Consider the following 22,274-nt stretch of genomic DNA (forward strand, 5'->3'; position numbering starts at 1 on the left):
CCAATAATTAATCTTGGAGTCGTAATACTCACATCACCTGCATTTCCACTCCCTCTCGTCCGTGCAGAAACTCCCCCATTCTCCCCTTGTATCTCCACCCACTCCGACGCATCCACCCTTACACTTCCTCCCTGTCCAGAAGTCGTTTCCCCTGTAATGCGGCTTTGGTTAAGGTCGATGTAATCGCTGCTAATCTGCAAATCTCCTGCATCCCCAGTCCCCAAACTTTCTACCGTGGCACTCCCTTGACTCCCAATAATTAATCTTGGAGTCGTAATACTCACATCACCTGCATTTCCACTCCCTCTCGTCCGTGCAGAAACTCCCCCATTCTCCCCTTGTATCTCCACCCACTCCGACGCATCCACCCTCACACTTCCTCCATTGCCTCTCCCCAATGTTCCCGCAGAAATGGTACTCTCAGACTGCACCGTTAAACGAGGAGTTTGCACCCGAATATCTCCCCCCTCACCCCTTGCTTGCTCATCCACTTGGGTAAAAATGCCACTCAGTCCCGCTTCACTGCTACTGGTAATTTCAACACTCTCTGAAGCTCTAACATTCACTTGACCTCCATCCCCGTGGCCAAACGTCCCGGCAGAAACTTGCGCTCCATCTGCGATCTGTAATTGTCGAGTATCGACATTTAACACTCCGCCTTGTCCCGTTGCATCGACTGCATCCACTTGATTAAACAGACCACTCCTTTCAATGCCCCTTCCCCTTAAAATTACGGTATCGGCCTGAATTATCAAATCTCCACTATCCCCTGCACCCAATGTTCCAGCTTGTATCTGTCCTCCGCGTTGTAAGGCCACGCGATCGCTATCCACCATAATATCCCCCCCAGGTTGCCCCTCCCCTTGGGTAGTCGTAGAAATAATCCCATTCTCCTCCACCCTCACCTCCTCTCCCTCAATGGAAATATTCCCCCCAAGAGCGAAACCCACCGTCCTTGCAAACAAACCACTTGGCGCACCATTCGGCGTTGTACCGCGAATCTCCAGACTCGTTGTACTCAGACTTAACTCCCCCCCTTGACCCGGACTAAACGTTTCCGTTGCCATTCTCCCCCCATCCGCCAAAATAATCCCATTGGGTTCAATCTCCCCATCAATCTCCACCGTCAACCGACCCGCATCCCCCGGTCCCGCAGTCGCAGCAAACAAACCACTTGGATTCCCCGTCGGTGTTGCTCCCTGAATCATCACCCTCCCCGCACTCACCTGTAAATCTCCCCCATCGGCAGTCGAAAACGTCGAAGACGACACCTGTGCGCCCCCTCGAAGCACTAACTCCGGCGTATTTAAAGCAATATCTCCCCCCGTCCCTGTACTCTCAGGCCCCAAAGGAATCGCTTCCGATAAAATGCTAGTCGGTAAAACACCCCCCGTCTGCGTCCCCTGAAGCGTCAGAGACTCCGACCCATTCACCACAATACCTCCACCCGCTTCCGCCCCAACATTATTATTCACCACAACTGCCCCCTCCTCCAGCATCACCCGTCCCCCCTGAAGGTGAATCCGGCCCTCTCCTTGACCACTGGTATTCAGGGAAGCACTCTCCGTCAGCGTAATCTCCTGAAACCTCTGAACTTCCGAATAATCTAACCCCTGCTCCGTCAAACCCACTTGAGCATTCTCCCCCACACTTCCAACCTCAATCCGTCCATCACTGGCCGTCAAATTTCCCCCCGCCAAAACCACCTCTCCCCCCACCAGGGCTAAGGTTTCCCCCTCAGCCACCTGTAACCCCGGAGTCGGTGGCACAGTCCCCGTCAAAGGAGGAGAAGAAAGTAAAATGCCCTCTGGACTCAGACCAAAATTATGTCCCGTCCCTTGCACACGAATTGCCCCAGGTGTACCGCTAAACTGTAGAGCAGTCGGCACACTCACCGTTAAAAGAGGAGAGCTTTCCTTGGGGTTTGTTGCAAATTGAGTCCCATCCACAAACAGAATACGATTAGCCGTACTAGCAAAAAAAGACCCCCCTAAATTTAACGCCCCATTGGGGCCAAACAGAATACCATTGGGATTGAGGAGATAGAGATTGGCCGCACCATTAGCTTGGATCAAACCATCAATGAGCGAGGAAGACCCCCCCGTGACTCGCCCAAAAATATTTTCAATAGTCGGAGCATTATTAAAAATCGCTGCACCCTGAGTTGGGACAGAAAACTGAGTAAAACTGTGAAATAAATTAGTCCCTGCTTGGGTCCCTCCCTCAATAAGAAACGTATCCCCCGGAAACGGTGCAGGAATCGGCATTACCGTTGTATTATTAGGCAGCGTCTCATCAGGAGCAATCTGTGCCTTGACTGGCCCCGGTAGGAGACAAAGCGAGAGAGAAAGGAGTCCAATAGTTTGCCAGTTCATCTCTAAAAGTCCACAATTCAAGGTTTATACTTAGATTAAGTGAGTTCGTGCTTCCCAGCAATCGCTACTAATTATTGAATCACTCCAGACACAGAGGACACAAAGAGAGGATAGAGTTAACTAACACCCTAGAATACTTGTAAGCCTTTCGATCTGCTTAATCCGTTCCTAGTAAGCTCGCAAGCGAGCTTCTTTCCCCCTAGTGAGATATTTAATGTCCTCCCTCGTTAGTCTCTCAACCTGTTTTTAACGGGTTTAAGTTCTTAGCCTTGGGTTTAAACCCAAGGCTTGTTAAAAGTAAATTACTTACTTACGAATACTTCCATTTTTAGACCAATACGCTTTATTTTTTACAAGCATTGACAATTTGATTTAATTAAGGTAATCCATTTAACTTGGATTTTACTAAAAAATAGAACATCGGGCAAGGGTAAAAGAAAGATGCACCTGCTAATGATTGCTTAGTTGATCCCAAATCTAATCAATCTTTGAACTGAATTAAGCGACTTTGCGCTTCCAAGTCACCAAAAATAAAACCAGTCCCAACAAGCAAAAAGACAGAATAGAAGATGACTCCGGGACATCAGTAGGATCAGGATCAGCGATGTCATTCATACAGGTTTGAATGCTGTGATTAACCATTGATGACCCCCCATCAGAAGACAGATCACTAACCGTTAAATCTTGATAATCAACCCCACATCGTTCATAATCTGATTTGAGTAGCACATCAAAAAGAGAGATATCCACAGAAGGATCATAACTTTCACTTAAAACCCAATCGCCATTTTTGGTTTTAAAGGGATTTTCCTCCAGATTGGGGATAACCAAAAACGTAAATTCACTGGGATCATCGGACAATTCAAACTTGACAAAATCCAAGTTTTCTAATTCCTCCAAATTCTCTGGCTCTGAAGAAAAATAGGGGTCATTTTCCCACCAGAAAAATCCCGGAGACTGAGAAGACGAAGACGGTTCCCACCAGAGAAACGGTTTATAAATCGAGGTACTGGAGTTTTGCACCCCCAAGTAACCACTCGTTAATGATTGAAACTGGTATCCGGCAGTTTGTTGGTAATTCAGGGTTTCAGCGTACATCCAAGGCATGGTTCAGTTTCCTCTTGAGTAATTCAACATGAATGGATCAGTTAAAAAGACCAATTTTGCCAGACCTCTACAAAACAGGACTGAGAGTAGCGATAGACTCCCATATTGATCTATTGAAAAGCGAGTAATTTTTATGCAGTCTTTCTCCTTGTTTTACAAAACTTCATAAAAAAACTCTTGTGCTACGGGAGACAGGAGAGGCGGCAATCCCCACCCCATCAAGGTTTCCCACTCACCCAAGGTAGGAATTGCACCAACAGGGATCAAACTAAATTCATCCTCCTTCCCTGCATGACTGTCCTCGAGATCAATCCCATTTCCTGCAAGGGTCAGATCAGCAACGGTATCTGTTGCCGATGTGCCATACTGCTGTCGCTATTGCAACACCCCAGCCACATCATATATCAATCGAACGCCCGACAATTCTTGAAATGCTCATGATACGGCAATTTGGGGGGTCTTTCTGTAGTCCTAACGTTGCTCTGGGTCAATCTGCATTGAGTTATTCAAAGGTTAATTGATGCAGTGAATTATATAATTCTTGGTCAATTAGGGGAACAGTTTGCTCAAGATTGTCTAAATTGATTTTCACTAATTTTATTGTATCGGTTTCATCAAATTGATTGTCTTCGTTACTGTCTTCTCGGAGTCTTAGATAGAGACGATTATAGTCTGGATCAATTTTCCAGTTGATGAAATCGGTATTGGGGGGATTTAATTGGGTTAAACTTTGATCTTCTAAGTTGTAGAGATAAGCACTGTTTGCATCTTCGGGGGAATCAAACTTATTGTCTTCATTTCGATCTTCCCCCAAGTTGAGTAATATTATATTTTGGTCTGGGAAATAGTCCCATTGTTTCACTTGCGTCTGATCTGGGGAAATTTGTGTGAAGTTATTCCCGGAAAAGTCGGATAAATAAACGAGACTCGCATCTTGTTGATCTAGTTTTTCGTCTTGGTTGGTATCGTCATTAATCAAATGGTAAATTAAGAGTTGAGGAAAGTCTTTTTCTCTGGCCTCAAGACTGGAATTTCCGGTGGTTAGATTACGATAATATAAGTAGTTAAATTGGCTGATAATTGCTTTTTGATCTAGGAGGGGATTAATGGCTTCGGTTTGTCGATTATAAAATAAAATATTGGTAGCAATGAGGGAATATCCTCCTTTGTCAATTTGTGACCCGGAAAATAGTCCACTGTCGGACTGAGAAAACGACCCATACCCCCGAAATTTACTCGATTTTGCACTAAGTCCTACGGGAATAATGGCCAATTCGGAGTTGTCGAGAAAACTGGGGTTTTCTACATACAACACTGGGGGGGTTTCTTCTTCGGAGGGTTGTTGGTTGAGGGGGAGTCCTTGACGGGTGGGGTGACAACTACTGATCAAGAGGGTTATCCCTAAGCAGAGTAAAATCTTGGTGTTCATCTTATTTTTATTTCTATTATAGCGGTGTGCAGTTGGGTGGAATGCAGTCCTCACCCCCCCAACCCCCTCTCCCACCTTGGGAGAGGGGGAGCAATTGTCTTTCACTGATTTGCACACCGCTATAGTATAGGCTAAATGATGGGGAATTAATAATTGGTGATGGGTGATGGGTAGTTGGTAATTGGTAATAGAGACTCAAGAAGTTTCACCAAAAACCAACTTACCGAATAATGCGTAACTGTTGTTCTCGACGGGTTAAACTGTCGCAGAGAACGCGAATAATGTATCCTTCTAATTGACTGGCCAGTTGGGGATGGTGTTGTTTCATTTGTTCAAAGGATTCTCGTGTTAATTCTTGTAAGAGACTGTTATTGTCTGCGATGACTGCGGTGGAGAGGGGAGGTTTACCATAAAAGCGCATTTCTCCTAATATTCCCCCTTCTCGGACGGTTTGCAGACGTTTACTTTTTCCTCCTTCTAAGTCCAATAAAACACTGATCTGGCCAGACTCGACAAAAAAGAGACTATTACTGGCCGCACCTTGTTTAAAAACGGTTTCATCCGCAGCAACTTGTTGGGGTTTTAGGTACTCTAAAAAGGGGGGAACTTGCTCTGCATTTAAAAATTGTTGGGTGAGATGTGCGGAGAAGGGGATTTTGGGGATTTCTATGGGGGTTAAGAGTTGTTTTTCACACCATTCTAATCCTCGGTCCATATCGGAGAAAATTTGGCAGGTGGGATGGGGATCAATTGAACAAGCATTGTCGGGAATTTCTAGTCCTTCTCCTCGTTTAAGTTGCTGTTGAAAGTCTGAGGAAAGGTTAGTAAATACTAGGGTAATGTTGTGTTTTTTGGCTAGTTTGAGGATTTTACTACAACTGAGGACTGCGGAGGAGTCGAGTCCGGTGACTTGACGAAAATCGAGGAGGATGTATTCGGGTTTGGGGAGGGTTTGGGTTTCGATGCGATCGCGCACTTTTCGTAACAAATAATTTGCCGTCCCAAAAAACAAAAAACCCTGCAACTCTAAAATAAAAACCCGTTCCCCAAACTCCCTCAAACTCTTTCGTTCTTTCCCCGTTCGTTCCACATTACTCCGGGTATCTTTAGCCGATAAAGTCTCTTTCGCTACATCAATATGACTATAATTATACATAAAGACAATCACCGTCACCACAAAGCCAATAATAATCCCCTGTAAAAAACCAACCGCATTAATCGTAATTAAAATCAACCAAACAATAAAATAATCAATCAACGGCAACTTAAACCATGCCTGATAAACCCATTGAATTAATAACGAAATCCCTAAAAATAAAATCAAACACCCTAAAACGGGTTTTGGAAAATAGGCTAAAAACGACGACCCCAACAATAAAACCGCCACACAAGGAAGTGCCGCAATAAGTCCCGTTAAACGGGTTTCCCCCCCAATTTCATTCACCAACAACGTACTCGGTAAGGCTTGATTCCCCACCATACCACTCCCCACCCCAGAAGCAAAACTAGCCACTCCCACCGCTTGTAATTCCTGATTTAAATCAATATCCCGTCCCACCACTAACTCAATCCCACTATTACTTAATAGCAACGACAGCAAACTAATTAACATCACCGTCAAAATACTTCCCCACTGATGCAAAATCACTGTCCAGTCCACCTGCATTAACCCAGAGACTCCCAAAGGTTGCCAAAGTCCCCCTTGGGGAAACGGACCGAGTAACCATCCATCGTTGCGGGCCTCCTGAAGTGGGATATCTAATGCCCAGATTACCCCATAAAAGACCCCTGAGAGAGCCAAAAGCGTCCCTGGCATAGCAAAATAATGTTTAATAAAATGGGCAGCTAATAACAGCGTCAGCGTAAAGAGAAACGCCACCCCCCAATGGGAAAAAACATCCGGTTCAATGAGTTGGGGAAGGGTCTCAAAGGTAATAGGAAGATCGCAAGTAATTTGAAAAAAACCATCCACCAGTAACCATCCCGTCCCGGCCATAAACCCCCCCACCACCGGGTAGGGGACAAAACGAATGGCATTTCCCCATTGAAACCGGCCCAACGTAAATAAAAAAGACCCAGTGAGGAAAGATGCAACCGCAATGGCCACCAACACCGTCATCAGGATCTCATCCGTCGGGGCCACGGCCTTCATTTCCTGGGCAATATCCCCGGCCATAATCGCTAGAATAGCAGTCGGGGCCGCCAATGGGGTGGCAATCATCCCGGGTAACGCACTCAACAACGCAACCACCGCAGTAATAATTCCTGTACTAAACACCGTCATCCCCACCCCCGTTGAGAGATGCGTTGATAACAGTCCCGAAAAAATTAGGGCCGCGTAGGAAATGGCCCGAATTACTCCAATAATCCCCGTCACCAGTCCTGCGGTTAAACTGGGAATAAATAACTGGGGTTGAAACATCTCCCACAACGGGGATAGTCCTTGGGACTGCTTTTCTTCTTCAAAGGTTGCGTCTTGGGTCATCTTAAAATTTGCTCAATAAGCCAGTTAATGCTGATCTTAGGGTACAGTGCCGGATTCTGGCCACCGGAACTGTTACCGAAATAACCGCAAGAGACTCTCTTTTAAGTGACGGTGGGGGTAAATATCCGGTTTTTGATCCCAAACGGCCTCTAAACATTGGTTGTAATCCTGATCAGGATGTTTGGCAAAATAGTACGCTAACCCCACGGACCCACTACGGCCAATTCCGGCCCGACAATGGAGTAATATTTTCTCTTTCCCGGTTTGTAGTTGTTCATCAATCCATTGCACTGCGTCTAAGAGGACTTCATCGGGGATGGAATTCTGGGCCCCATCTCGTAACGGCATTTTTTGATAAGCAATGTCCCGATCTTCGGGTATTGTTAAGGTTAATTCTTCCGCTAAATTCAACACCGCATCAAACTCCCACTCTGCTGCATTAGACGCAGCAATAAAGTTCCCGACATAGACATGGGGAAAAACTTCTGCAAAACTGGCACCTTGGGTCCAACTCCTCTCCTCTGAGGGAGGTTCAACCCGCAAATTCCCATTGTCTCCCAATCCCCCTACCCATTGCCATTCTCCATCGTCTCGGACTCTCACCCGATAGGTAAACTCGTAGTCTCCTACGCTGGTGGGCATGAATGAACCGGAGAATTTATAATGGCCTTGGCTATTTTGGCCTTGATAGGGGAGATCAATGCCATGCCAGTCCCCTTCACTGTTATATTTGTTCAGTGCATTGGTCCAGAGTTGCACCTGTAACTGGGAGGGAGGATAGTCACTGGTTAAATGAACGATCGCACCGAAGGTTTCCAGCATATAAAAGAAACAATAATGATCTAAATTGGGGGAAAGTTGCTCGATGGTGGCGATGGTGTGTGAATTTTGTCCAGACTGAGAATAGAGTATCATAGTTTATCGATGCGCTAAACGACACACCAGTTCACCCACCCCATTCTCCGCAAAGGGAACAGTTTTTCCGGTGGAGGTAGTCCGACGGGAAGTCCGACAGTTATACACTGCTTTGGGTTGTTTCTCCCCGTCCACCTGTGCAATGACCCAATATTGCCAATAATATTTAGCACTGCGTTGAATGTCCAACAGGCAGATGTGGTGTTCTCCTACTGTACGACAGATGGCGGCCTTTGCGGGAGGGGTAAAGGCGAATAGGAGTAATACCGTTACAATGATGATGATTCCTCTCATGGGAGACTCTTTTCTTATGACCTCCCATCCTTGATAATTGATTAGGCATTAAGAGTTCAAGGGGAAAAAACTTGTTACAAGGAATGAGTGTCTTTCTCGTCGGGATGATGGGAGCAGGGAAAACGACGGTTGGCCAATGTTTAGCGCACCGATTAGGGTATCGTTTTTTTGATACGGATGTGTTAATCGAACGGGTGGCCGGGAAACCCATTACCGAGATTTTTGCCACGGAGGGAGAAGCGTATTTTCGGGAGTTGGAGTCGCAAGTTTTACAACAGGTGTCTGCTTGCACGAGAAGCGCGATCGCAACCGGAGGCGGAATTGTGCTAAAACCGATAAATTGGGGAACCTTACAACAAGGGTTAGTCATCTGGTTAGATGTCCCCGTGGAGGTGCTGGTGGAACGCTTACAGGCAGATAATACCCGTCCTCTCCTACAGAATACCGATTTAACCGAGAAGTTGAGCAGTTTATTAGAGCAACGACGGCCTCGTTACGCACAAGCAGACTTACACATCACCCCCACCGCAGAGCAAACCCCAGAGGAGATCACCGAGATTATCCTACAAAAAATCCCCACGGTTCTCAAAGAGCAACAACATTTGCCGTCTGAGGAGTCTGAGTAAAAGCAATTGTTTGATAATTGATTCATTCATAAGGAAGGGAGACATTGAAAGCGTTTGAGCGACCCATTGACCAAAAAAAATTAGATATTGTGGAAAAAAAAAGAACCAACTTATTAGCTTGGAGAGGTCAGTTCTCACCCCAGCTAATTGAGGTTTTATTAGACGCATATTGTCTCCCGGACTCCGTAATTCTTGATCCATTTGTCGGAAGTGGGACAGTTTTATTAGAAGCGGGAAACCACAACCATCAAGCCTATGGATTTGAAATTAATCCAGCCGCCTATAGTTTGAGCAAAATTTATGAATTTATTAATTATGATAATTCTCAAGAAATTCTTAAACAAGTGAGATCTATTATTGAGCAAAAATTTCCATTACAAATTTTAATTGATCCTGATTCCCCAGTGTCTAATTTAGCGGATAAAATTCAAACAATAAGAAGTAGTTTTTCACCAGAAATTCAGTTAATTATTGATTCGTTAGTTATTCTTTTAGATATCGCTAATCATAAAATTACGAATAATTTTATTCAAACTCAACTAGCTAATCTTGCTCAAAAAATTGAGACTTTACCGTACTCAGAGTACCCCATACAGGTTGGTTTATCAGATGCTCGCTGTCTCCCTTTACAGGATAATGAAATTGATTTTGTAATCACCTCTCCCCCTTATATTAATGTCTTTAACTATCACCAAAATTATCGCACATCGGCTGAACTTTTAGGATGGAATTTACTCAAAATTGCCAAATCCGAAATTGGGTCTAACCGCGCAAATCGAAAAAATCGTTTTTATACCGTTGTACAATATTGCCTAGATATAGCTCATACACTCTGGGAATTATCAAGAGTCACGAAACAGAATGCTCGACTGGTATTCATTGTTGGTTATCAGTCTCAAGTTTTGGGAGTCCCGTTCTATAATGCTGATATTATTGAAAAAATTGGGATTAAAGCCAATCTTTTTAGTCTAGCATTAAAACAACAAAGAAGATTTAAAAATCGGTTTGGTAAAATAATTAGAGAAGATATTATTAATCTAGTTAATTTAAAGAATAATCAAACTAAACATGAAGTTCTAAAAATTGCTCAAGAAGTCGCATTTGAAGTTTTGTCCAGTAATTTTAGTCTAGTTTCTAGTAAAAATTATATATTGTTAGCAAATGCACTGGATAATCTACATCACATTCATAATACACCATTATTAGAAAATGTTTCCTTGTTGCGATCTAGCGAATTAGTACAAATATAATAATTAAATTGAATCCCTATCTATGCCAGAATTATCTCGTCCCCATTATACTAAATTAATTGCTTGTCTTAATAATCGTCGATTACCAGAAAATGATCGAGAAAGACTTGAAGAAGCAATTAACCAGTATCATACTTGGATTGATGAATTAGAGTCAATTGAACAGGGAACACAAGATACAGTAGAACAATTAGTTGCTGCTACCAATAAATACAAGCGTTTTATTGAGCTTAACTTGATTTTTGATAGTCCAAATAACTTTTTATATCGTCAGAAAGGGCAGTTAAAACTGGATAATACAATATTAGAAGAATTTTTACCCCAAGTCATTTTGCGGAGTTTACGCGGAATTGATGATTCTTTTGAACTGGGACCAAGAAAAACTTTTTCAGGATTAAGCTTTTTATCCTCTCTAGGAGATATGGGGAAAGGAGGTTATCCGCATATCCGGACAAAAGATCAGGATTTTATACTCGGCAAAAAGCTGTATTTACAATCATCCTTTGACTCCGATTTTCAAGAATCTAAATTATTGGAATCTCATCTAGGGTATGTGTGTGCAGAATGTAAAACCAATCTTGATAAAACTATGTTTCAAGAAGCAGTTGCAACCAGTCGAGACTTAAAAATGGCAGTTCCCAGTTCACTCTATTTTCTGATTTGTGAGTTTTTGGACATGACTCCGGTTTCTATTACATCAACTCACATTGATGATGTTTTAATTGTTCGCAAAGCTAAACGGATGTCTTCTCATCTGCGACAAGAGTATCGAACCCCTGAAAGTAGGCAAGCGCATCGACAAGAATACATTAATTTTTTGGAGTCTTCACAGTATTATGCAGATGTTTTTCAGAGGATGATTGACAAAATTCAAACCTTAATTGATGAGACTAATCCATCGACTAATAAAGTGTTAAACCAAGGATATTTTTAGTTAGCTTAATTGCTCAACGTCAGCAACCCAAAACACCAGAATAAATCGAGATATCGTCTTGCTGTGCAGTTAACCCCCAGATGGGAGTTAACTATAGCCATTATTCAATAATGCCGCAAGCAGAACGGGGCCCTCCCCCTCCTAACGGTTGAGGATCATCGGAAAAATTATCGCCTTGTTGATGAATAATTAAATCATCCCCTAAATCCTTCATTGGGATCATTTTTAGACAAAAAACAAGTCTATTTTTCTATCCAATTACGGAAGAAATTCCCATTCCATCATCACGGGGAGATGATCGGAGGCTTGTTTGGCGGCTTCTACGACTCTCGCTTCTCGTAATTTAATGGAGTCGGGGGTGTAGAAAATATAATCTAATTTTGCCACAGGGTCATCGGAGGGAAAGGTGAATTGTTTTGCATTGGTTTGCGCTTTTTCGGGGATGGCGGGTTGGAGTTGGGGATGATCTAAGAGTAACTTAATTGTTGGGTCGTTTTCTTCTGTTCCTACTAAACCACTGTTAAAATCGCCTAATAAAATGACTGGGGTTTGATCTAGGTAACGAGAGAGCAATTCTTGTAAAAATTCTGTTTGTTGGCGACGGGTATTTTCCTCGAAGGCTTCTAAATGGACGTTGATGAGGGTGAGGGGACGGTTATTAATGGTAATTTCAGTAATTTGGGCTAAACGGTCGATATAAAAGGCTTTGTAGAAAAAGGGCTTATTCTCCACTTCTTCTAATACAATGCGTTGTTGGTTTTGGATGGGGTGATGACTGACCACTGCTTGGGCGGAGAGGATGCGGCCAAAATGGGCTGAAAGCGGGAGATAGGGGAAGGGGACGTAGTTTTTATCCCAGTTAACTGCGATCGCGCCATACTCCAATCCTACCCCCTTCGCTACCTCCGCCACTTGATTCACCCGAAAAGAACGGCGAGAAGCCAGATCAACCTCCTGTAAGGCAATAATATCCGGTTCAAGCTCTTTTAACCCCTCAATAGCCGTTTGTTGATTCTCCTGAAACAGACTTTCACTCCGTTCCACAGCTACATTATTCGTTAACCCAGACAAATAACCAATATTGTACGTCACCACCCTATAAACCCCGTCTGCCTTCTCTGGCGGCGTTGAAGTATCATAGGTGACGAGTTCCGTCTCTTGGGGATAACGCCCCGAACTTGCCCAAAAATAGAATAAAATCAGAGCCAGTATCGGAACTGCCCCTAGACTGCCGAGAATGATCCCCCAACGCTTCATAACCCGTTCTCCTGTTTGCTTTCCCCATTCTACCTAGCAACCCCCCGCCTTCCCCGTTAATCCCCATAACCGTATAAAATTTGTCTGAATCCTGTCCCCCTCCTCTCATTTACTTATATCCGAAATAATCCATGATGAATCACCAAAACCTTATGAGTAGCGAGAGCGAATATTATAAACAAGACGAAGCCACCCGCGTCCGGGTTCTCAGTGAAGCCTTACCCTATATTCAAGCCTTTGCAGGACGGACTGTGGTGATTAAGTATGGGGGGGCGGCCATGAAGGATGAAAACTTGAAAGATAAAGTCGTCCGAGATGTGGTGTTTCTCTCCTGTGTTGGAGTGCGTCCTGTGGTCGTTCACGGGGGCGGCCCGGAGATTAATACTTGGTTGGAAAAATTGGGCATTGAACCTCAGTTTAAAGACGGGTTACGGGTCACAGATGCCGATACCATGGATGTGGTGGAGATGGTGTTAGTGGGCCGGGTGAATAAAGAATTAGTCTCCTTGATCAACCGGGCCGGTGGGTCCGCTGTGGGACTCTGTGGGAAAGATGGCGATATTGTCAAAGCCCGTCATGTGGGGCAAGATGGAGTGGGTTTTGTGGGGGAGGTGAGTAGTACCGACACCGGGTTAATTCGGTCTTTGGTGCGAGATGGCTATGTGCCTGTGATTTCTAGTGTGGCGGCGGATGAGTCGGGACAAGCCCATAATATTAATGCAGATACCGTGGCCGGGGAAATTGCGGCGGCTTTACAAGCGGAGAAGTTAGTATTACTCACTGATACTGCCGGAATTTTAGAGGATTATAAAGACCCTTCGACGCTTATTCCCAAGGTGAGTATTCAAGAGGCCCGGGATTTAATTGCTCAAGGGGTAGTCGGTGGGGGGATGATTCCCAAGGTACAATGTTGCGTGCGATCGCTTGCCCAAGGAGTCCGGGCCGCCCATATTCTCGATGGCCGCGTCCCCCACGCCCTCCTCCTAGAGATTCTCACGGATTCGGGCATTGGTTCGATGATTGTCGCGTCGGAGTATTTAACGGATTCGACTGTGGTGAAGGCGACTAAATTATGAGGGAGTGTCCCAAAGAGAATTAACTTAGATGAGGCCAACATTTCCTTGGAGATGTTGGCTGTTAATAGTGACATCCAAGGCGCATTATCTTACCATTCTAGGACTTCCACTTCTACCACGGGGGTAGAAAAGTCGGGTTTGGGGGGTTTATCGAGGGATTGTAAATTGCCCTCTGACTCGGCCTCACTCTCAGGACTCGGAGTAGCATTCATGTCCTCATTAAACGGGGGTTGGGTTTCATTTTCGGCTTCGAGTTTTTGCTGTCTAGCCCGTTGGACTAATTCCTTAAATTGTTCTTTCCAATAGGAACTATCGGGATAACCGTTGGTGTTAATATCGGCTAGGATATCATCCCAGCGTTGCTCGCCTATGGCTTCCTCCATGGCTTTATAGCGTTCTTGGATTCTCGACCATTGGGTGAGGAGGGTTTGGGCATCTCGATAGACTTGGCTATTGCTGGGGATGTCGCTGAGTTGCGCGATCGCATCTTGAATTTTCCCACTTTCCAACTGTTCTCGGGCTGTGGCTAGTAAATCTTTCCCATGATCTGCCACTGGAGTAGGGGAGGGAGGACTGGGAGAGGGGGAATTATTGGTTTCAATAAACGAGGAGGAGGTACATTGAACATAGCGGCGATCGCCATAGACCCATCCTTGAACCGGAGAACTAATTTCCAGCCATTTCCCCTGTTTATTCCCCGTCACCGTCAATTCAGTGGTGGCGGCCACTCCCCCCACTTTTTCCCCGTCTGGGGTAGCCCGCACATTTAACCCATTGTCCGCCATCACAATACAAGTATTGTTCCCCGACTTCTTGCCTCCCCCTAAGGCAAAAGAAGACTCTCCTCCCCCAGTCGTAGGCGTTTGACCCGTCCGTAATTTCGTTAAATTATTTAAGGCCACCGCCGCCCCAAACACCACAGAAAAAATCACCACTAAAATAGACCCCAGTAACAAGAGCGTCAAATTCGGAGACTTACTGGAAGACGCGATCGCTGGTTTAGGTGCAGGAGACGCTGGTTTTTGAGGCGAGGGAGAGGCGGGAGTCGTCGCCGCATAGCTAGGGGTAGGAGGGGCAGCCGGAGGAGGTGTAGAGGGCGGAGGAGGCGCAGCAGAAGCCGCCGAGGCCGCCGCCGGAGGGGGAGACTGAACCGGGGGAAGTTTCGTTTTGGAGGGCTTAGGCTGCACTTGGGTGAGGACATTATAGACCTCTTGGGCCGATTGGTAGCGATCGCGGAAATGATAAGCCACCATCCGATTTAACACCGCCGCCAAGGCCGGAGAACAACAACTCTGTTGCCAATCAATTTCCCCCGTCTGGGCATCATACTTAAAATTATGGGGACGCACCCCCGTTAAGGCTTGTAGCGCAATAACCCCCAACCCATAAATATCACTACTAAAATGGGGTTTGCCCCTTGCCTGTTCACTGGACATATACCCCGGTGTCCCAATAGCAATGGTTTGTGTCGTCGGGGCCTGGCCCACAAAGGTACTCGGCAATTGAATTTGCTTCACCGCCCCAAAATCAATCAAAATCAAACGGCCATCCCGATGACGACGCAAGATATTATCCGGTTTAATATCCCGATGAATCGCCCCCTGGGAATGGAAAAACGCTAACACAGGCAACAATTCCACCAAAAAGCCCACCACCGCATTCTCATCCCACGGTTGCCCCTCTTGCAAATCCTCCGTCAGGCTATGACCTGCAATATAATCTTGAACCAGATAAAACTCCTGGTCTTCTTCAAAATAAGCCAATAAGCGGGGAATCTGCTCATGGGTCCCCAGTCGTTCCAATGTTTCCGCTTCCCGTTGAAACAGTCGTCGGGCCGTCGATAGCACATCCCGGTCCTGACTGACAGGCTTGAGTTGTTTAACCACACATTGAGGATGTCCGGGTCTGCGGGTATCCTGAGCTAAGTAGGTTTGACCAAACCCACCCGCACCTAATACTCGTAACACACGATAACGCCCGTCTAGTAGCTTTCCTTGCATGAGTTTTGCAGCCTGTTGCACACCACATTCTGATTTTTTCCAACCTCAATCTTGACACAAGGTTAGAGGATTTGGGGAACTTGTTAGTTAATAAAAAGGTAAATTATTATTATAACATAATTATCTTTTTAAAGCTGTAATTATTGTACTGTTTTCCTAAATCATGAAATCCATTCTTTTAGCTGTAATCTCCTTGATCTTAGCGGTTTTCCTATTTCCCGCTTCCACCCTTGCCCAAGCCAGTAAATAGTATGACCCCCCACTCTCTTTTACAGGGGGAGACTTAACCGGTCGGGATTTTTCCGGCAGAACCTTGCAGGCCACCGAGTTTGCCTTAGCCCATGGGGAGTATCGCAATTTTTAAGTCGAATTCTATAGAAAAAACTAGACATCTAACGAAATCTATGTTATAGGGACATGATATATCGTCAACAAAACGTCCAGTTATCTCTGGGTGTCTCTTTATCCATCTTCTCAGAAAGAATTAGTCGCGTCAGTCCCGGCAACATTGAACGAAGCAGAGATTAATGATATACTGTTATACGCGCCTTTCTAATAACGAAATGTGATTTTAATCCATTGAGTTGTTTCGATTGGAATCCACGCGATTTTAATCAGTGCGATTTTAATCAGTGCGATTTTAATCCGTAGAGAGTTCAAAGCATCCTTGAGGATGGTCTGAAGAATCCCTCATTTGTATTGGAAGGGAGTCGTCAATCTAGACTCAGTAAACCTGATTCATAGCACCAAACTGCCATGAGTACCGAGAAAGACCGTATTATAATCTTTGATACAACCCTCCGAGATGGCGAACAGTCGCCGGGTGCAACGCTTAATGCCGATGAGAAACTAACCATTGCGCGTTCACTGGCACGACTTGGGGTTGATGTCATTGAAGCGGGCTTTCCCAGAGCGAGTCAAGGTGATTTTCAGGCAGTCCAACAAATTGCAGAGGTTGTAGGTATAGAAGGCGGGCCGACGATTTGCGCTTTGGCCCGGGCGATGAAAGAAGATATTAAACAGGCCGGAGAAGCCATTAAACCTGCTGCCAGTGGCCGCATTCATACTTTTATTGCGACTTCTGATATTCACTTGGAATATAAGTTGAAAAAGAGCCGCAAGGATGTCTTAGCCATTGTGCCGGAAATGGTGGGCTATGGGAAGACCTTTACTGAGAATGTGGAGTTTTCTCCGGAGGATGCGGCCCGGAGTGACCCAGAATTTTTGTATGAGGTATTAGAAGCGGCGATCGCAGCCGGGGCAACTACGGTTAATATTCCCGATACAGTGGGTTATACCACGCCTTACGAGTTTGGGGCATTAATTCGCGGCATTAAAGAAAATGTCCCTAATATTGATAACGCCATTATTTCAGTCCACGGTCATAATGATTTAGGGTTAGCAGTGGCCAACTTCCTCGAAGCGGTGAAGAATGGCGCGAGACAGCTTGAATGTACCATTAATGGCATTGGGGAACGGGCCGGGAATGCTGCCTTAGAAGAATTGGTGATGGCCCTCTATGTCCGTCGTCAATACTATAACCCCTTCTTAGGCCGTGACCCAGAATCCATTGAACCGTTAACCAATATTGACACCACGCAGATTTACAAAACCTCTCGGTTGGTGTCTAATCTAACGGGGATGTCGGTGCAACCCAATAAAGCCATTGTTGGGGTGAATGCCTTTGCCCACGAGTCGGGGATTCACCAGGATGGAGTGCTGAAAAATCGGTTAACCTACGAGATTATGGATGCCTCCTCCATTGGCTTGAGTAAGAATGAGATTGTCTTAGGGAAGCATTCGGGCCGTCATGCGTTCCGCGATCGCTTGCAAAAACTCGGCTATGAATTAAACGAAACCGAGTTAAATAAAGCCTTCCTGCGCTTTAAAGAAGTAGCCGATAAGAAAAAAGTCGTCAGTGACCTCGATTTAGAAGCCATTGTTAACGACGAAATTCAACAAGTCCCCGAATTATTCCATTTAGAATTAGTGCAAGTCTCCTGTGGGGACAATGCCCGTCCCACCGCCACTGTCACCCTACGGACTCCCGACGGGGAGGAGTTAACCGATGCAGCCATTGGAACCGGGCCAGTGGATGCAGTCTATAAAGCCATTAACCGGGTGGTGAATATCCCCAATGAATTAATCGAATATTCCGTGAAGTCGGTGACAGAAGGCATTGATGCCATGGGAGAAGTCACCATTCGTTTACGCCATCAAATGCGAGTCTATTCTGGCCATGCAGCCAATACAGATATTATTGTTGCCTCGGCCCGGGCTTATATCAGTGCGTTAAACCGTCTTTATGGGGCATTACAGCAAGAGGAAAAACCTCTCCATCCGCAAACGGTGGCGGGGAAACAGTAAACATACGCAGATGATTTGGTGCTAATGCACTGGAATCGTGAAATTGTGGAGGGACGTAAAAAGCCCTTTGAAGTTTGTCGAGGCAAACCTTACAGTTTAACTGAGTGGCTGAAGAAGCCCTTACAATCATCTGCAATTACCCATTTCTCATTGACCAAAATCCAACCCCTTTGAAACTTGTTCATCCGGCACGGGCCAGAAAACTCCAGGAGGGGTATAAGTAGGGCTTTGTGGCCTAATGTCAAAAAAAGTCGAGTAATATGACATCCGGTTAATCACTATCAATAGTGGGCAAGATGCCCACACTCCAAAGATGATACGATTCAGGAGTGGGAGCGTCTCGCTCCCTATTTTTTATTAAGCATAATCATCCGGATTTCATATAAATCGCCTACTAGAGGTTAACCCTACTGGGTTTGCTGATGAAAGCGTAATGTAAACGCGAAGGCCGCTGTCATTAGTCCTAACACTAAACCCCACCATAATCCTATCCCACCAAACTGCCCAAGAATACCTAAACTATAACCACTGCCTAAACCAATGACCCAATAAGCAATTAAGCCAATAATAAGCGGCATTTTAGTATCTTTTAAACCTCGTAATGCACCATTGGCAATCACTTGAATTCCATCGACTAATTGAAACAGTCCGGCAATTTTCAGAAAGATAATCGCACTGTCAATCACCGCTTGATTCTCTGGATCATTTAAATCTAAATATAACCCTACAATCGACCGAGGAAAAGATAAAAATAAAATAGACATACAACCCATAAACATAGCCCCTAACACAATCCCTGTAAAACCAGCCCGTCGGACTCCCAACCCATCCCTTTCCCCCCACCTGTGACCTACTCGCATAGTCGTTGCATAGGCAATTCCCACGGGAATCATAAACGTTGTTGCGGCGGTTTGTAGGGCGATTAAATGGGCAGCAAGGGCAACCGTCCCCAACGTTCCCATAATGTAAGTGGTACAGGTAAAAAGTCCCGTTTCAACACCGAAAATAACGGCACTGGGAATCCCCACTTTTAATAACTCTCGTAAAGTGTGCAAGGGGGGAATATACCAGCGTTTTAAAAGGTGATAGGGCTTAAACTTAGGGCTAAATTGAATAAAAAACAACACAATTAAAAACTTCACCCAAAAGGCCAAGGTACTCGCCCAACCGAGTCCCGCTAACTCCAACCGGGGAAAGCCGAATTTGCCGAACATTAACACATAATTGCCCACAACATTAATCAAAATGCCCCCCACCATAGTTAACATAATAATCCGGGGTTGATTGACCGCCGAGGTGATATTTTTCAGCATAGTAAAGCCAATCGCTGCCGGAAACCCCCAAAGAATAGCGTTAAAATAAGATTGTGCCAAAATCACATTAGTTTCTGCTTGTCCTAACTGGAGTAGGAGAGGGGACATATTCCCCAATAACACCATGATGGGGAGAGAAAACCCCACGGTGAGCCATAAACCCGCCGATGTGGTTTGATAGAGTTGAGACTGTCGGCCTGCCCCAAATGCGATCGCAGCAAAAGACCCCACCGCCGCCATTAACCCCGTCCCCACTAAGTTACAAGCAAGAAACGTCCCCGTCCCTAACGCCCCAGCGGCCAAGGTTTGACTCCCTAACCACCCCATCATAATCGTATCAATCCAATTAATAGCCCCCTCGGAGAGTTGGGCCGCAGCAAGGGGGAGGGCTAATTTTAAACAGGGTTTGGCTTCTGACCAAAAAGAGGAGAAAATCGACATAATTCCCAAAAAAATGAACCTACACAAAACCCTGTGTAGGTATGACAAACTAATTTTTTGCAGTCCCTCTAAACGGTGACTAACGCTTCTACAGGTTCACCCGTTAAACTAAAGGCTCGAACTTCCGTAATTTTAACCTTGACAATTTCACCTTTTTGTGCATTGATATCCCCCGTAAAGAAAGTTAAGCGGTTGCCACGGGTGCGTCCCATAACCTGGGTCTGATCTTTCGGGTTAATATCTTCCACCAAGACTTCCTCAATGCGGTCTGTGTAGCGTTGAGAGCGTTCTGCGGCCTTCACCTCCACGAGGCGATTTAACCGTTGTAAGCGGTCTTTCTTCTCCCCCTCACTTACCTGATTCTCCCACAAGGCCGCAGGAGTTCCTGGACGGGGGGAATAGGCCGCCGTATTTAACTGGTCAAAACCAATATCCTCCACTAATTTTAGGGTATTTTGGAACTGTTCCTCCGTTTCCCCTGGAAAACCCACAATGGCATCCGCACTAATGGCCGCATCCGGCATTAACTCCCGAATTTTAGCAATAATGCGGCGATATTTCTGGTGGGTATAACCGCGAGACATGGCCTTTAACTGCTCATTATCCCCCGACTGGAAGGGAATGTGGAAATGTTCGCACACCTTCGGCAACTCCGCACAAGCACGAATCAACCGTTCGTTAAAATAACGGGGGTGACTGGTGGCAAAGCGAATGCGCTCAATCCCCGGCACATCATGGACAAAATAGAGTAAATCCGTCAAAGTATGCTTATGACGACCTTCTGGGGTACTCCCTGGTAAGTCTCGTCCGTACGCATCAATATTTTGTCCTAGTAAGGTGACTTCCTTATATCCTTGTCGGCCCAACTCCTCCATCTCTGCGCGGATGTCCGCTGGGGTGCGAGACTGTTCCACTCCCCGCACACCGGGGACCACACAATAGGTACAGCGTTCATTACACCCATAAATCACATTCACCCAAGCTGTAATCTTGCTATCTCTGCGGGGTTTGGTGATATCTTCCATAATATGGATCGGTTCAGTGGCCACCACTTGATTCCCGTCCATTACCTGTTCTAATAAGTCCCCCAAACGGTTCGCGTGTTGGGGTCCCATCACTAAATCTAATTCCGGGACTCGTCGCAGTAACTGTTGTCCTTCCTGCTGGGCCACACATCCAGCCACAATCAGGGTAACATTGGGGTCTTGTTGTTTTCGTTTTGCCTGTCGTCCTAAATAGGAATAAACCTTCTGTTCGGCATTATCTCGAATGGTACAAGTATTGTAGAGGATCACATCAGCTTGGTTAGGGTCTTCTGACCACGAAAAGCCCATATCGTCTAAAATACCAGCCATACGCTCCGAGTCTGCCTTATTCATCTGGCAGCCAAAGGTGGTGATGTGATACTTGCGGGGAGTGGTCATGGTTGCTTGCGTTCCGTTGCTTTCGTCAAATAGGGACTTGATCTATCTTACAAGGTTTCTGGGAGACTGTGGGAGGATAGTGACGGTCTTGGTCAATCCGTTAGGGTTGAAAATACTCAAGGTTTGTTTTATTTCACTCTTGTCTCTAGAAACTAGGTTTCTGAAAATGGGCAGGTGTTGCAGGGATTCGCAGGTGAGAAGGAGGTTACAGCGTTTTAGGTGGCTTTGGTGGCCGCGCAAGTAAGGCTATACTACAATTAAGCAACACTTAATATCAGGAAGTCAGCCAAATGACTACACAACAATTATTAGAAAAATGGCAGAATTTAGATTCTGAAGAACAGCAACAGGTTCTTGCTTTTATTGATGCCATTTATCAAACCAAGAGACCCAGTAAATCGAGTTCCCCACTGGGGAAAAAATTAAGAGAAATTCGCCAAGAAATTATAAAATCTGGGATACCCTTGTTAAGTCCAGAAGAAATTCAACAAGAAAAAGCTGAACGTCGTGGGGGCTATGTAAACTAATCATGATCCGAACCTTTGTCGATGCTGGCGTGTTAATTTATGCGGCTCGTGCTGAAAATGAAATGGCTGAACTGGCTTTACAAATATTAGAGGATGACCAGCGAGAATTTGCATCTAGCATTTTTCTGAAATTAGAGGTTTTGCCTAAAGCGATTTATCATCAACAAAGTAGCGAGATCAAGTTTTATGAAACTTTTTTTGATGCAGTCATGTACTGGGCGAACGATATTAACCTTATCATTGAACAAGCCTATCGAGAATCTAGCCAATTTGGGCTAGGGGCGATGGATGCTTTGCATATTGCGGCGGCAGTCTCAGTTGGAGCAATGGAATTTATAACCAATGAAAAACCTCAAAAGTCAATTCATCGACCTCGAAGTATTAAGGTCATTTCCATATTATAGCTTGTTGCTTGGTGTGGGTTGATTGGGGAGAAAGCCTTTTAAGTGGGCTT

The 22,274-nt window shown here is 45.2% G+C and carries 17 protein-coding genes; 7 read left to right on the forward strand and 10 right to left on the reverse strand.

The window, feature by feature from the left end; translation table 11 throughout:
• The 6 genes from PN462_RS16660 to PN462_RS16685 all read right to left on the reverse strand — a co-directional run.
• Positions 1-2,375 (reverse strand): two-partner secretion domain-containing protein (locus PN462_RS16660; RefSeq protein ID WP_272129947.1); only part of this gene is annotated, 2,375 nt, incomplete at its 3' end.
• A 498-nt stretch (positions 2,376-2,873) separates the two neighbouring features.
• Positions 2,874-3,482, reverse strand: a complete 609-nt coding sequence (locus tag PN462_RS16665; protein WP_272129948.1) for a hypothetical protein — start codon at positions 3,480-3,482, stop codon at positions 2,874-2,876.
• Between the two features lie 502 nt (positions 3,483-3,984).
• Entirely contained in the window at positions 3,985-4,911 is a 927-nt protein-coding gene (locus tag PN462_RS16670; protein WP_272129949.1) for a hypothetical protein, read from the reverse strand.
• 220 nt (positions 4,912-5,131) lie between these two features.
• On the reverse strand, positions 5,132-7,396 hold the full coding sequence (locus tag PN462_RS16675) for an SLC26A/SulP transporter family protein (RefSeq protein WP_272129950.1): 2,265 nt from the start codon (positions 7,394-7,396) through the stop codon (positions 5,132-5,134).
• 72 nt (positions 7,397-7,468) lie between these two features.
• Positions 7,469-8,311 carry a dual specificity protein phosphatase family protein gene (locus tag PN462_RS16680; RefSeq protein WP_272129951.1) on the reverse strand — a complete coding sequence of 281 codons (843 nt, stop codon included), beginning with the start codon at positions 8,309-8,311 and terminating at the stop codon, positions 7,469-7,471.
• 3 nt (positions 8,312-8,314) lie between these two features.
• Positions 8,315-8,605: a hypothetical protein gene (locus PN462_RS16685; protein WP_272129952.1), complete on the reverse strand. Its 291-nt coding sequence runs from the start codon at positions 8,603-8,605 to the stop codon at positions 8,315-8,317.
• Between the two features lie 83 nt (positions 8,606-8,688).
• Between PN462_RS16685 and PN462_RS16690 the strand changes: the two genes are divergently transcribed.
• From PN462_RS16690 to PN462_RS16700, 3 genes are read left to right on the forward strand one after another with little or no spacing between them, the layout of a single operon-like run.
• On the forward strand, positions 8,689-9,231 hold the full coding sequence (locus PN462_RS16690) for a shikimate kinase (RefSeq protein WP_272129953.1): 543 nt from the start codon (positions 8,689-8,691) through the stop codon (positions 9,229-9,231).
• Positions 9,232-9,275: 44 nt separating this feature from the next.
• Positions 9,276-10,481, forward strand: a complete 1,206-nt coding sequence (locus tag PN462_RS16695) for a DNA methyltransferase (RefSeq protein WP_272129954.1) — start codon at positions 9,276-9,278, stop codon at positions 10,479-10,481.
• 22 nt (positions 10,482-10,503) lie between these two features.
• Positions 10,504-11,415, forward strand: coding sequence for a Bpu10I family restriction endonuclease (locus tag PN462_RS16700; protein WP_272129955.1), 912 nt, complete (start codon positions 10,504-10,506; stop codon positions 11,413-11,415).
• Between the two features lie 258 nt (positions 11,416-11,673).
• Here the strand turns inward: PN462_RS16700 and PN462_RS16705 are convergent, their stop codons facing one another.
• Positions 11,674-12,672: an endonuclease/exonuclease/phosphatase family protein gene (locus tag PN462_RS16705; protein WP_272129956.1), complete on the reverse strand. Its 999-nt coding sequence runs from the start codon at positions 12,670-12,672 to the stop codon at positions 11,674-11,676.
• Positions 12,673-12,824: 152 nt separating this feature from the next.
• Between PN462_RS16705 and argB the strand changes: the two genes are divergently transcribed.
• The gene (argB, locus tag PN462_RS16710) at positions 12,825-13,748 is read left to right on the forward strand and encodes an acetylglutamate kinase (RefSeq protein ID WP_272129957.1); all 924 of its coding nucleotides are present in this window, start codon (positions 12,825-12,827) and stop codon (positions 13,746-13,748) included.
• Positions 13,749-13,837: 89 nt separating this feature from the next.
• Here the strand turns inward: argB and PN462_RS16715 are convergent, their stop codons facing one another.
• A complete protein-coding gene (locus tag PN462_RS16715) occupies positions 13,838-15,748 on the reverse strand; it encodes a serine/threonine protein kinase (RefSeq protein ID WP_272129958.1) in 1,911 nt (636 codons plus the stop codon).
• A 756-nt stretch (positions 15,749-16,504) separates the two neighbouring features.
• On the opposite strand from PN462_RS16715, the gene PN462_RS16720 reads away from it, so the two are divergent.
• On the forward strand, positions 16,505-18,115 hold the full coding sequence (locus PN462_RS16720) for a 2-isopropylmalate synthase (protein WP_272129959.1): 1,611 nt from the start codon (positions 16,505-16,507) through the stop codon (positions 18,113-18,115).
• A gap of 407 nt (positions 18,116-18,522) precedes the next feature.
• Here PN462_RS16720 and PN462_RS16725 read toward each other — a convergent pair whose 3' ends face one another.
• Positions 18,523-19,869 carry an MATE family efflux transporter gene (locus tag PN462_RS16725; protein WP_272129960.1) on the reverse strand — a complete coding sequence of 449 codons (1,347 nt, stop codon included), beginning with the start codon at positions 19,867-19,869 and terminating at the stop codon, positions 18,523-18,525.
• A gap of 68 nt (positions 19,870-19,937) precedes the next feature.
• Positions 19,938-21,293: a tRNA (N6-isopentenyl adenosine(37)-C2)-methylthiotransferase MiaB gene (gene miaB / locus PN462_RS16730; protein ID WP_272129961.1), complete on the reverse strand. Its 1,356-nt coding sequence runs from the start codon at positions 21,291-21,293 to the stop codon at positions 19,938-19,940.
• A 290-nt stretch (positions 21,294-21,583) separates the two neighbouring features.
• Between miaB and PN462_RS16735 the strand changes: the two genes are divergently transcribed.
• Together PN462_RS16735 and PN462_RS16740 are read left to right on the forward strand one after the other, a co-directional pair.
• The gene (locus PN462_RS16735; protein ID WP_272129962.1) at positions 21,584-21,820 is read left to right on the forward strand and encodes a hypothetical protein; all 237 of its coding nucleotides are present in this window, start codon (positions 21,584-21,586) and stop codon (positions 21,818-21,820) included.
• A 2-nt stretch (positions 21,821-21,822) separates the two neighbouring features.
• Positions 21,823-22,224, forward strand: a complete 402-nt coding sequence (locus PN462_RS16740; protein WP_272129963.1) for a type II toxin-antitoxin system VapC family toxin — start codon at positions 21,823-21,825, stop codon at positions 22,222-22,224.
• Positions 22,225-22,274 lie beyond the last annotated feature (50 nt).

The sequence above is a fragment of the Spirulina sp. CS-785/01 genome (assembly GCF_028330525.1).
Taxonomy (GTDB): domain Bacteria; phylum Cyanobacteriota; class Cyanobacteriia; order Cyanobacteriales; family Spirulinaceae; genus JAQMSD01.